Source organism: Rubrivivax gelatinosus (genome assembly GCF_016583785.1).
Classification (GTDB): domain Bacteria; phylum Pseudomonadota; class Gammaproteobacteria; order Burkholderiales; family Burkholderiaceae_C; genus Rubrivivax; species Rubrivivax gelatinosus_B.
Map to the genome: position 1 here is coordinate 1 of NZ_NRRU01000140.1, position 11002 is coordinate 11002.

The 11002-nt window shown below is 69.5% G+C and carries 13 protein-coding genes; 8 read left to right on the top strand and 5 right to left on the bottom strand.

The annotated features are described in order from the left end of the window. Positions 1-323: 323 nt before the first annotated feature. Genes CKO43_RS23405 through CKO43_RS23425 form a run of 5 tightly spaced genes read right to left on the bottom strand, consistent with a single transcriptional unit; the run spans position 324 to position 3377 of the window. Positions 324-560 carry an FmdB family zinc ribbon protein gene (locus tag CKO43_RS23405; RefSeq protein WP_200230953.1) on the bottom strand — a complete coding sequence of 79 codons (237 nt, stop codon included), beginning with the start codon at positions 558-560 and terminating at the stop codon, positions 324-326. A 14-nt stretch (positions 561-574) separates the two neighbouring features. Then, positions 575-997 (bottom strand): ArsC/Spx/MgsR family protein, encoded by a 423-nt coding sequence (locus CKO43_RS23410; protein WP_200380149.1) that lies wholly within the window; start codon positions 995-997, stop codon positions 575-577. A 2-nt stretch (positions 998-999) separates the two neighbouring features. Then, the gene (draG, locus tag CKO43_RS23415) at positions 1000-1944 is read right to left on the bottom strand and encodes an ADP-ribosyl-[dinitrogen reductase] hydrolase (RefSeq protein WP_200380150.1); all 945 of its coding nucleotides are present in this window, start codon (positions 1942-1944) and stop codon (positions 1000-1002) included. Further along, positions 1937-2767 (bottom strand): NAD(+)--dinitrogen-reductase ADP-D-ribosyltransferase, encoded by an 831-nt coding sequence (locus tag CKO43_RS23420; protein WP_200380151.1) that lies wholly within the window; start codon positions 2765-2767, stop codon positions 1937-1939. Before CKO43_RS23420 ends, draG begins: the two co-directional genes overlap by 8 nt. A gap of 16 nt (positions 2768-2783) precedes the next feature. Then, positions 2784-3377: a hypothetical protein gene (locus CKO43_RS23425; protein ID WP_200230946.1), complete on the bottom strand. Its 594-nt coding sequence runs from the start codon at positions 3375-3377 to the stop codon at positions 2784-2786. 445 nt (positions 3378-3822) lie between these two features. Here CKO43_RS23425 and nifH point away from each other — a divergent pair, with 445 nt between their 5' ends. The 8 genes from nifH to CKO43_RS23465 all read left to right on the top strand — a co-directional run. Next, positions 3823-4704, top strand: a complete 882-nt coding sequence (gene nifH / locus CKO43_RS23430; RefSeq protein ID WP_200230945.1) for a nitrogenase iron protein — start codon at positions 3823-3825, stop codon at positions 4702-4704. Between the two features lie 76 nt (positions 4705-4780). Next, entirely contained in the window at positions 4781-6247 is a 1467-nt protein-coding gene (gene nifD / locus CKO43_RS23435) for a nitrogenase molybdenum-iron protein alpha chain (protein WP_200230944.1), read from the top strand. A gap of 26 nt (positions 6248-6273) precedes the next feature. Beyond that, entirely contained in the window at positions 6274-7833 is a 1560-nt protein-coding gene (nifK, locus tag CKO43_RS23440; protein ID WP_200380152.1) for a nitrogenase molybdenum-iron protein subunit beta, read from the top strand. A gap of 72 nt (positions 7834-7905) precedes the next feature. Further along, positions 7906-8253 (top strand): 2Fe-2S iron-sulfur cluster-binding protein, encoded by a 348-nt coding sequence (locus tag CKO43_RS23445; RefSeq protein ID WP_200230942.1) that lies wholly within the window; start codon positions 7906-7908, stop codon positions 8251-8253. Positions 8254-8260: 7 nt separating this feature from the next. Next, positions 8261-8587 carry a hypothetical protein gene (locus tag CKO43_RS23450; protein WP_200230940.1) on the top strand — a complete coding sequence of 109 codons (327 nt, stop codon included), beginning with the start codon at positions 8261-8263 and terminating at the stop codon, positions 8585-8587. A 102-nt stretch (positions 8588-8689) separates the two neighbouring features. Further along, positions 8690-9172: a hypothetical protein gene (locus tag CKO43_RS23455; protein ID WP_200380155.1), complete on the top strand. Its 483-nt coding sequence runs from the start codon at positions 8690-8692 to the stop codon at positions 9170-9172. A gap of 130 nt (positions 9173-9302) precedes the next feature. Beyond that, complete coding sequence (locus CKO43_RS23460) at positions 9303-10259, top strand: substrate-binding domain-containing protein (RefSeq protein WP_200380153.1); 957 nt, start codon at positions 9303-9305, stop codon at positions 10257-10259. Further along, positions 10256-11002: HAMP domain-containing protein (locus tag CKO43_RS23465; RefSeq protein ID WP_200380154.1), on the top strand; the 747-nt coding region annotated here is incomplete at its 3' end. The genes CKO43_RS23460 and CKO43_RS23465, both read left to right, overlap by 4 nt.

Here is an 11002-nt window from a genome sequence, read left to right on the forward strand (position 1 = left end):
CCGCCACCCCCAGCACACCAGCGACAATCCCCCCCATGGACCTGCATGTGCCAATCACCCTCACCGACGAACTCGCCGACGACGTCGTCACCGCCAGCGCCCGCCTCAACCTCGCCAGCGGCGAGATCGGTCGCATCGAATACCACGAGTGGGACGTGGACGCCGACGGCCTGCCCTGGGAGCGCGACGACTACGAGTTCACCAGCGGCACGCTGTCGAACGCCGGCAAGGACGTCGAGTTCGGCGTCACCGTCAACCGCACGACCGGCCAGTACTCGGTCAGCGCCGACGAGCTGCTGGAGATCAAGGTGAAGGCGGCGCCTTCACTTCAGCAGCTTGGCGCGCTCGCCGGCGCTGTAGTTGCTGAAGTGGCCTTCACGCGCCGCCGCCTGGCGGGCACGCTTGATGATGCCGGCCGAGGTGCCAGCCGGCGCGATGCGCGAGAGCTGGCGCTCCAGCTCGGTGGCGCCGCACTGGGGGCATTGCGGCACGGTGCTGCTGCGCACCAGCAGCTCGAAGTCGGCGTTGCACGCCGGGCAGCGGTAGTCGTAGATCGGCATCGTCGTCTCTTGTTTCAGGGTTCGGGCGTCGCGCAGTGGCCGCTGGCCGACACGCAAGCTTCGAGCCGGCCCGCCGGCGCATCCGGCAGGCCGACGAAGGCGTCGACGGCGGCGGTGTCGAAACCGACCAGCGTCGCGCCGTCCTCGCGCCGCAGCAGCGGCCGGCGGATCAGCAGCGGCTCGGCCAGCAGCAGCGCCAGCGCGGCCTCGGCGTCCAGCGCGTCGGGGTCGAGTTCGCCGCTCTTGATGCGCGGCGCCGAGCGGTTGAACCACTGTGCCGGCGGCAGCGGCGCCAGGAAGGCCAGCAGCGCTTCGCGCGTCCAGGGTTCGGCCAGCAGGTTGCGCCGCTCCAGCGTGTGGCCGGCGGCCTCCAGCAGCGCGCGCTGGCGCGCATTGCCGGCGCAGCCGGGTTTTTCGAAGAAGCTCAGGTGGGCCATGGTCAGGCTCCGGCAGGGGGGGCGAGTGCGAGCGCGACGAGTGCACTCGCCTGTTCGATGACGGCCACACGGACCGCCGGCTTCAGCCGTGCGAGCCAGTCGCGCGGCAGCCGGCTGGCGCCGCAGCGTGCGCCGGCCAGCATGCCGACGAGCGCGCCGTTGGTGTCGGCGTCCTCGCCCCGGTTGACGCAGTCGACGACGGCGTCCTCGAAGCCCGCTCGCGTGCTGAAGAAGTGCAGCACGGTCTGCATCGTGTCGACGACGTAGGCGCTGGCGCGGCCGCGGTAAGGCGTGAAGCGGAAAGCCGGCGTCGCCTCGACGATGGCGGCGATGCGCGCCGCCGTCTGCTCGGGGCCTTCGCCCAGCAGCAGCGCCTGCGTCAGCCGGCCCAGCGCCAGCGTGGCGGCGTCGGACAGTTGGTGGTTGTGGGTGAAACGCGCCTGGGCCAGCGACAGGCGCTCGAAGCGGGCGTCGTCGCCCAGCGTCGCCAGGGCGACCGGCAGGTTGCGCATCACCGCGCCGTTGCCGCCGTCGCCTTCGTTGTACGGCCCCTGGAACGAGCCGTCGAGCAGGTAGCGCTGGATGCCGCGGCGGCAGGTGTTGCCGCAGTCCACCGGCTTGCTGCGCAGCCAGCCGACGTAGGCCTCGGCCACCAGCCGCAGGTCCCAGGGCCGGCCTTCGCGCGCGCCGCGCAGCAGCGCGTCGCCCAGCGCCAGGCTCATCGTCGTGTCGTCGGTCACGTCGCCGGGTTTGAGCTTCAACCAGCCGCCGCCGACGATGCGCCGGTGCACGCCCCAGCGGTGCACGATCTCGCGCGGCATCATGAACTCGACGGTGGCGCCCAGCGCGTCGCCCAGCGCCAGGCCGAGGTAGGCGCCGAGCGCGCGGTCGGCCACCGCGGCCAGGCCGCCGGCGGCGGCGATGCGGTCGGCCAGCGGCTCAGTCACAGCGCACCTGCAGGTCGTAGAGGCCGCCGATGGCCAGCACCTCGCCTTCGCTCTGCAGCGAGCGTGTGCTCAGCAGCCCGGGCACCAGCAGCAGCTTGGCCAGCGGCACGCGGGCCTCGAAGATCCAGTCGCCGAAGCAGCCGGCGTGCTCGCGCGAACGCGAGAACGAGACGATGTTGTTCAGCCGCACGGTGCAGCGCCGCGCCCGCAGCGAGCCGGCGACGATCTGCTCCTCGACATTGGAGCTGCCGCGCCACAGCGTCACGTAGGGGCCGGCGCCCATCAGCTCGAAACGCGCCAGCATCCACTGGCAGTACTCGAACACCAGGTCCAGCTGCTGCCAGATGCAGTTGTTGTGGAAGCGGCTGCCGGCCTTCTCCTCCAGGTAGTGCATCCACGCCGGCGACGGGTAACGCCCCAGCGGCGCGCGGTGGAAGGTGGGCACCAGGCCGAAACGGCTCTCGACCCAGCCCTTGAGCACCGCACCGGCGGCGCTGTTGCTGTCCAGCACCCAGCCCTGCATCAGCTTCAGATAGCTGGTGCGCCAGCGGTGGCTCTCGGCCTCGCCGGCGTCGGCTGCCGGCACACCCAGCCCGAAGCTCAGGCTCATGTAGTGCTGGAAGACCTCGCGCGCCTGCTCGGCGTCGGGGCTGCGGCCGAGCAGCGCGAACAGCCCCGGCTGGGTCTCGCGCGCACCGGCGATGTGCAGCGCCTGCGGGTGCTCGTTGAAGGCGAGGCTGGCCAGCACCGGCGCGGGCAGACCGACCAGGTTGGTCGTGTACCAGCGCTCGGGGCTGGCTTCGAGGTCGTCGCCGGCCGTCACCGCGGCGCCACCGGCTTCAGACCGGGCGGTTTTCGTACGGGTTGCGCACCGGGCCCATCAGCGCCAGGCCTTCCTCGAAGCTGATCTTCGGGAAGCTCTGCTTGAAGGCGAGCGCACGTTCGGTGATGGCGTCGGTCTTGCCGGCGGTGTCCAGGCGCTTGAGCTCGGTCTTCTCGAGGTAGAGCAGCTCCAGCATCTCGTTGTAGACGGTGGCCTCGTCGATCGGCAGCACGTAGAAGGTGGCGCCGCCGTATTCGACCTGGTAGCGCTTGGACAGGTCGATGTTGTCGCAGAACAGGAAGTACTTGCCCTCGGGCGAGAGCAGGTCGCCCAGCGCCTCGGCGACGAGCTTCAGGTATTCGAAGGACAGCAGGAAGCCGCAGAGAAAACCCAGGTAGGGCTGGCCGGCCTGGGCCGCGGCGATGACCTGTTCGGCGCTGATCTCGGGCGGGCGCGCTTCGTCGGCCAGCTTGGCCGGGAACTTCAGCGCCAGGTCGCCGCGGAAGCCGAAGCGCCCGCTCTTGTGCGTGGGCGCCTTCAGCACGCTGTTGACCAGCCGGCCCTCGGCTTCGAGGCGTGCGAACGCGGTGTCTTGGATAACAAGGCTCATCGGGATCTCCGCTAATGGGAACGAACGGGGTCGGGGCTTTGGTCGCCTGCGGGCGACGTCGGCATCACCAGGACAACAGCAACACCCGTACCACGCATGCCGGGGCCTGTATTCGTCGCGAACGTCGGGTCCGGCGCTGCATTCACGACGCCGCCGGCCACCGGCCACACCCTGCTTTGTCGTGTTTCGAACATTCGACACCGGGCCCCGCCGGCACCCCGGAAATTGAACTTTTCCGTTTGCCGACAAGCACTTGCGTCTTTCACGCGGCGTTGGCACGGCGGTTGCGATGAGCAGGCTGCGCTGAATGCCCGACCCGACCCGAAGGCACCCCCTCGAAGAAGACCCAAGCGTTCGAAGGCGGCAAGGAATTCGCGACAAGGCTTTCAGAGGCCACGCGTTGATTCGTGTCTCGTCCACGCTCACAACCTAACGGAGTCCAACCATGAGCAAGCTTCGGCAGATCGCCTTCTACGGCAAGGGTGGTATCGGCAAGTCCACCACCTCGCAAAACACGCTGGCCGCCCTCGCGGAAATGGGCCAGAAGATCCTGATCGTCGGCTGCGACCCCAAGGCCGACTCGACCCGCCTGATCCTGCACGCCAAGGCCCAGGACACCATCCTGTCGCTGGCCGCCGAAGCGGGCTCGGTCGAGGACCTCGAACTCGAGGACGTCATGAAGGTGGGCTTCCGCGACATCCGCTGCGTCGAATCCGGTGGCCCGGAACCGGGCGTCGGCTGCGCCGGCCGCGGTGTCATCACCTCGATCAACTTCCTCGAGGAAAACGGCGCCTACGACGGCATGGACTACGTCTCCTACGACGTGCTGGGCGACGTCGTCTGCGGCGGCTTCGCGATGCCGATCCGCGAGAACAAGGCGCAGGAGATCTACATCGTCATGTCCGGCGAGATGATGGCCATGTACGCGGCCAACAACATCTCCAAGGGTGTCCTGAAGTACGCCAACTCGGGCGGCGTGCGCCTGGGCGGCCTGGTCTGCAACGAGCGCCAGACCGACAAGGAATACGAACTCGCCGACTCGCTGGCCAAGAAGCTGGGCACCAAGCTGATCCACTTCGTGCCGCGCGACAACATCGTCCAGCACGCCGAGCTGCGCCGCATGACGGTGATCGAGTACGCGCCGCAGTCCAAGCAGGCCGGCGAATACCGCACGCTCGCCGAGAAGGTGCACGGCAACGCCGGCAACGGCGTGATCCCGACCCCGATCACGATGGACGAGCTCGAGGACCTGCTGATGGAGCACGGGATCATGCAGCAGATCGACGAGAGCCAGGTCGGCAAGAAGGCCGACGAACTCGTGGCCTGAGTTCAAGGCTAGACGGCGTGCCGGCCCCGCGGGGCCCGGCGCGCCGCCCCCACACCTGCCGACGGAGATCCGACCCATGACCATGACCGTTGAAGAGCGCAAGGCCGCCAACAAGGCCTTGATCGACGAAGTGCTGAAGGCCTATCCCGACAAGATGGCCAAGCGGCGCGCCAAGCACCTGAGCGCCTACGAAGAGGGCCGTCCCGACTGCGGGGTGAAGTCCAACATCAAGTCGCTGCCCGGCGTGATGACGATCCGCGGCTGCGCCTACGCCGGCTCCAAGGGCGTGGTCTGGGGCCCGATCAAGGACATGGTGCACATCAGCCACGGCCCGGTCGGCTGCGGCCAGTACTCCTGGGCCTCGCGCCGCAACTACTACATCGGCATGACCGGTGTCGACAGCTTCGGGACGATGCAGTTCACCTCCGACTTCCAGGAGAAGGACATCGTCTTCGGCGGCGACAAGAAGCTCGACAAGCTGATCGACGAGATCGAAGAGCTGTTCCCGCTGAACAAGGGCATCTCGATCCAGTCGGAGTGCCCGATCGGCCTGATCGGCGACGACATCGAAGCCGTCAGCAAGAAGAAGAGCAAGGAGATGGGCGGCAAGACCATCATCCCGGTGCGCTGCGAAGGGTTCCGCGGCGTCAGCCAGTCGCTGGGCCACCACATCGCCAACGACGCGATCCGCGACTGGGTCTTCGACAAGACCGACCCGAACAAGCGCCCGGACTTCGTCTCCACGCCCTACGACGTCGCGATCATCGGCGACTACAACATCGGCGGCGACGCCTGGTCCAGCCGCATCCTGCTGGAAGAAATCGGCCTGCGCGTCATCGCCCAGTGGTCCGGCGACGGCACCATCGCCGAGCTGGAGAACACGCCCAAGGCCAAGCTCAACGTGCTGCACTGCTACCGGTCGATGAACTACATCAGCCGGCACATGGAAGAGAAGTACGGCGTGCCCTGGGTCGAATACAACTTCTTCGGCCCGACCCAGATCGAGAAGAGCCTGCGCGAGATCGCCAGCCACTTCGACGACACGATCAAGGCCAACGTCGAGCGCGTGATCGCCAAGTACCGCCCGCTGGTCGACGCCGTCATCGCCAAGTACAAGCCGCGCCTGGACGGCAAGAAGGTGATGCTCTACGTCGGCGGCCTGCGTCCGCGCCACGTCATCGGCGCCTACGAGGACCTGGGCATGGAGATCGTCGGCACCGGCTACGAGTTCGGCCACAACGACGACTACCAGCGCACCACGCACTACATCAAGGACGGCACGCTGATCTACGACGACGTGACCGGCTACGAGTTCGAGAAGTTCGCCGAAGGCATCAAGCCCGACCTGGTGGGCTCGGGCATCAAGGAGAAGTACGTCTTCCAGAAGATGGGCGTGCCCTTCCGCCAGATGCACAGCTGGGACTACTCCGGCCCCTATCACGGCTACGACGGCTTCGCGATCTTCGCCCGTGACATGGACATCGCGATCAGCTCGCCGGTCTGGGCGCTGGCCAAGAACGCGCCCTGGAAGAACGCGGCCTGACCCGCCTTCGCATCAAGGAGAACACCATGCCGCAAAACGCAGACAAGATCATCGACCACGAGATGCTGTTCCGCGAGCCGGAATACCAGCAGCTCTTCGCCAACAAGAAGGCCAACTTCGAGTACGGCCACGGCGACGTCAAGGTCGACGAGATCCGCAACTGGACCAAGACGCCCGAGTACCGCGAGAAGAACTTCGCCCGCGAGGCGCTGACCATCAACCCGGCCAAGGCCTGCCAGCCGCTGGGCGCGGTCTTCGTCGCCAACGGCTTCGCCAAGACCCTGCCCTTCGTGCACGGCTCGCAGGGCTGCGTGGCCTACTACCGCAGCCACTTCAGCCGCCACTTCAAGGAGCCGACCTCCTGCGTCAGCTCGTCGATGACGGAAGACGCCGCGGTCTTCGGCGGCCTGACGAACATGGTCGACGGCCTGGCCAACAGCTACAACCTGTACAAGCCCGACATGATCGCGGTGTCGACGACCTGCATGGCCGAGGTCATCGGTGACGACCTGAACGCCTTCATCAAGACTTCGAAGGAAAAAGGCAGCATCCCGGCCGACTTCGACGTGCCGTTCGCGCACACCCCGGCCTTCGTCGGCAGCCACGTCACCGGCTACGACAACGCGCTGCTGGGCGTGCTGCAGCACTTCTGGGACGGCAAGGCCGGCTCGGTGCCGGCGCTGGAACGTGTGCCCGACGAGAGCATCAACTTCATCGGCGGCTTCGACGGTTTCGTCGTCGGCAACATGAAGGAGGTCAAGCGCATCTTCTCGCTCTTCGGCGCCGACGTGAACATCCTGTGCGACCCGTCGGGCATCTGGAACACGCCGACCGACGGCGAGTTCCGCATGTACTCGGGCGGCACCACCAAGGCCGAGGTCGAACGTGCGCTGCACGCCAAGGCGACCATCGTCTTCCAGGAGTTCTGCAGCGAGAAGACCGCCAAGTACCTGCGCGAGAAGGGCCAGGAAGTCGTGGTGCTGAACGCCCCGGTGGGCGTCGGCGGCACCGACGAGTTCCTGATGGCGATCAGCCGCCTGACCGGCAAGCCGGTGCCGGCAGAACTGGAGCTCGAACGCGGCCAGCTCGTCGACGCCATCGCCGACAGCCAGGCGCACCTGCACGGCAAGAAGTACGCGCTCTACGGCGACCCGGACCAGCTGATCGGCTACACCCGCATGCTGCTGGAGATCGGCGCCGAGCCGACCCACGTGCTGTCGACCAACGGCAACGAGGACTGGGCCAAGCGGCTGCGCGCGATCCTCGACGCCTCGCCCTACGGCCAGGACGCCAAGGTCTACCCGAAGCGCGACCTCTGGCACCTGCGCAGCCTGTTGTTCACCGAGCCGGTGGACTTCCTGATCGGCAACACCTACGGCAAGTACCTGGAACGCGACACCGGCACGCCGCTGGTGCGCCTGGTGTTCCCGATCTTCGACCGCCACCACTACCACCGCTTCCCCACCTGGGGCTACGAAGGCGGCCTGCGCCTGCTGACGATGCTGCTCGACGAGTACTTCGAGAAGCTGGACGCGAACACGAGCGAGACCGGCAAGACCGACTACTCGTTCGACATCATCCGCTGAGCGTGAGCGCATGGGCCGGCAGCACGCCGGCCCGTGCCGCCCGCGCCCCCACGGCTCAACTACCGGACACCCATGGCCAACGTCACGTTCACCTCGCCGAAGATGAGCCGGGACCTCACGGTCTACGCCGTCGCCGGCGACACCCAGACCCTGCTGGCCGTCGCCCAGGCGCACAAGGTCCCGCTGGACTTCGAATGCCAGAACGGCGAATGCGGCTCCTGCATCGTCAAGGTCGACGTGCTCTCGGGCAAACGCCCGGTGGGCATCGCGCTGACCGAGAAGGAGAAGACGGTGCTGCGCTACGCCGGCAAGATCACGCCCGAGCAGATCGCCGCCGCCGAGACCGACGACGTGCCGCCGCCCTTTCGCCTGGCCTGCCAGTTCATCGTGCGCCACGAGGACATCCTCGTCACCTTCTGAGGCCGCAATGGACACCACGCCCGTGCTGATCCGCACCACCCGCGACGGCCGCCGTGTCGAGGTCGTCGGCGGCTGGGTCTGCCTGGACGGGCGGCCCGAGGCGCAGGAACTCGTCGCGCTCGACGAACACCCCAACCGCAAGGCGGTGCTGGAGGTCTGCCCCGACGCCAGCCACATGGCCGGCCGGCTGCCGCTGACGCTGGCCGAAGCCAGCGTCGCCCAGGCCGCGCTGCGCCAGGCGCAGGACCGTTTCGACGGCAGCCCGGCGGCGGTGCGCGAACGCCTGCGCCAGGTGGTCTGGCAGCGTTCCGCGCTGGATCACGGCGTCGACTGAGATGGCCCACCCCCGAGGCGCCTTCGGCGCCTCCCCCTCGAGGGGGCGCCGCCAGTGGCCCGGCAGAGCCGGCCCGCGGCGGCAGCTTGACGCGTGGGCGAGATGATCTACGTGCTCGAGATCCCGGCCGACGGCGCCGCACGCGCCTGGTTCGCCTACGACGACGAGGACCTGATCGAACGTGTCGCCGACCGCCGCGGCGTGCAACCCTGGGACGTCTGGGACCGGCGCAGCGCACGCGAGCTGCTGGCGATGTGCGGCGAGAGCCCCGACGCGCCCGATCTGGCTGCGCGCCTGCCGGGCCTGTGTGCGCTCGGCACCGAACACGGCTGGGACACGCCGCTGTACCGCGCCGATGCGCTGCACGGCCGCGGCCAGCTCGTCGCCACGCCGGTGGCAGCGGCCGACGCCGCCGCGGCGACGCTGGCCGCCGCCGGCACCGAAGTCCGCATCTGGAGCGACCACCGCCACGCCGTGCTCGCCTTCGAGAACGACGCCGAGCCGCTGTGGCAGGGCCGCGGCTGGCGCGCGCGCCACGCGCTGCGCGAGCAGCTCGTCGCCACCGACGCACTCGCCGACGCCTGAACCCAGCGCAAGGCTTGCGCTTGACGCCGGCGGCGGCGCGCGCATCATCGACCGGGTCGGGACGGTTGCAGGACCGGTGCGCGCCCACCCGGGCGCAGGCCGCAGCCGCCCGCCGGGAAGGCAATACCGAATGCGCAAGCCATGGCGGTTCCTGATCGGGCTGCTATGGGCCGCGGGCGCACAGGCCCAGGGCCAGCTCTACGGGATCGCCGGCAAGAGCGCCGATGACCCGAACTACGTCGCCGCCTGGCGCGGCTGCGCCGCCGAGGCCCAGCTCTGGGGCGACGAGTGCACGGCCATCGGCCGGCCCGGCCCGGCACGCGCGCGGGTGCAGGACGCGGCCATCGTCGCCGCGCTGCAACGCGGCCTGGCCGGGCTCGCCGTCGCCGTGACCAACCCGCGCTACCTCGCCGACTCCGCGCTCGCGCTGGCCGCGCAGCGCCGGGTGCCGGTCGTCACCTTCGACACCGACGTGGAGCCGCCGCAGCGGGTGCTGCGCCGCGTGCACATCGGCCCGGACGAAGCCGACATCGGCCGCCAGCTCGGCGCCCTGGTCGCCGCGCGCCGCCCCGACGGCGGCCTGCTGTGCCTGCTGGCCGGCGACAACCAGGACGCCGGCACCGCCGCGCGCATGGCCGGCGTGCGGCGCACGCTGGCGCAGGACCCGAAACGTGCCGAAGGCGCGCGCCTGGCCGGCGAACGCGGCTGGCGCGAGGTGGCGCGCTGCCCCTGGTTCAACGGCGACGACCAACGGCGCGCGCTGCGCCAGCTGACGCTCGCGCTCGGCGAGGAGCAGGCCGACGCCGTCGTCGCGCTCGGCTCCTGGCCTTTCGTCGATGCGGCGCACTACCGGGCCGCACTCGGCACGCTGGGCGGCGGGCTGCGCGGCCGCGTCGTCGTCGGCGCCAGCGGCACGCTCTCGCCCGGGGAGAAGGCGCTGCTCGCCGAGGGCCTGGTGCAGGGCTACGTCTCGATCGACTACGAACTGATGGGCCGCTACGCCTACCGCTCGATGAAACGCCTGGCCACCGGACACCCGGTGGAACCCTTGATCCGCATCGGCGCCGTCGTGCGCCAGGCCCTGTGAACACCCCGACCGCCATGCGCCGCCTGTCGCGCGAGCTGCTGCAGCGCGTGGCCGCCGCCAGCGTCGTGCTGGCGCTGCTGGCGACGCTGGCCAACGCCTGGATCAGCCACCGCGACGAGACCCAGCGCCAGCGCGAGCAGGTGCAGGCCGTGGTCGGCGCCTACGGCCCGTCGCTGGCCAAGGCGGTGTGGGAGCTCGACGAAGCCTCGGTGCAGCTGCAGCTCGACGGCCTGCGCAGCTTCCCGGCGCTGCTGTCGGCCGAGGTTCGCGGCCGCGGCATCGCCGAGCGTTACGCCAAACCGGGCGCCGACGCGGCCCGCGCCGGCGAGACCGTGCGCCTGGCGCTGCCCGCGCCCGACGGCGAGGGCGTGATTGCCGAACTCGTGCTGCGCCTGGACGCCGACTGGCTGGCCGAGCAGGTCTGGCGCGCCTCGCGCCTGTTCGCCGTCGCCGCGCTCGTCGAGCTGCTGCTGCTGGCGGCGCTGGTCTACGCGCTCGTCGCACGCAGCGTCTCGCGCCCGCTCGAGCGCCTGCATGCCCACGTGCGCGCGCTCGACGTCGCCCGCCTGGGCGAGCCGGCGCCCAAACCCGAAGGCCCGCCGAACGAGCTGCACGCGCTCGCCGACGGCATCACCGGACTGCAGCACCAGTTGCAGCGCCTGCACCTGCAGCTGGCGCTGCAACTGGTGCTGCAGTTCGACGAAGTGCTGCGCCACATGGCCGACGGCGCCGGCGTCGTCGGC

Excerpts from the sequence above, each read along its gene's own strand:
- CKO43_RS23405 (WP_200230953.1), bottom strand. The coding sequence starts at position 560 with ATGCCGATCTACGACTACCGCTGCCCGGCGTGCAACGCCGACTTCGAG.
- CKO43_RS23410 (WP_200380149.1), bottom strand. The coding sequence starts at position 997 with ATGGCCCACCTGAGCTTCTTCGAAAAACCCGGCTGCGCCGGCAATGCG.
- CKO43_RS23425 (WP_200230946.1), bottom strand. The coding sequence starts at position 3,377 with ATGAGCCTTGTTATCCAAGACACCGCGTTCGCACGCCTCGAAGCCGAG.
- nifH (WP_200230945.1), top strand. The coding sequence starts at position 3,823 with ATGAGCAAGCTTCGGCAGATCGCCTTCTACGGCAAGGGTGGTATCGGC.
- nifD (WP_200230944.1), top strand. The coding sequence starts at position 4,781 with ATGACCATGACCGTTGAAGAGCGCAAGGCCGCCAACAAGGCCTTGATC.
- nifK (WP_200380152.1), top strand. The coding sequence starts at position 6,274 with ATGCCGCAAAACGCAGACAAGATCATCGACCACGAGATGCTGTTCCGC.
- CKO43_RS23445 (WP_200230942.1), top strand. The coding sequence starts at position 7,906 with ATGGCCAACGTCACGTTCACCTCGCCGAAGATGAGCCGGGACCTCACG.
- CKO43_RS23450 (WP_200230940.1), top strand. The coding sequence starts at position 8,261 with ATGGACACCACGCCCGTGCTGATCCGCACCACCCGCGACGGCCGCCGT.
- CKO43_RS23455 (WP_200380155.1), top strand. The coding sequence starts at position 8,690 with ATGATCTACGTGCTCGAGATCCCGGCCGACGGCGCCGCACGCGCCTGG.
- CKO43_RS23460 (WP_200380153.1), top strand. The coding sequence starts at position 9,303 with ATGCGCAAGCCATGGCGGTTCCTGATCGGGCTGCTATGGGCCGCGGGC.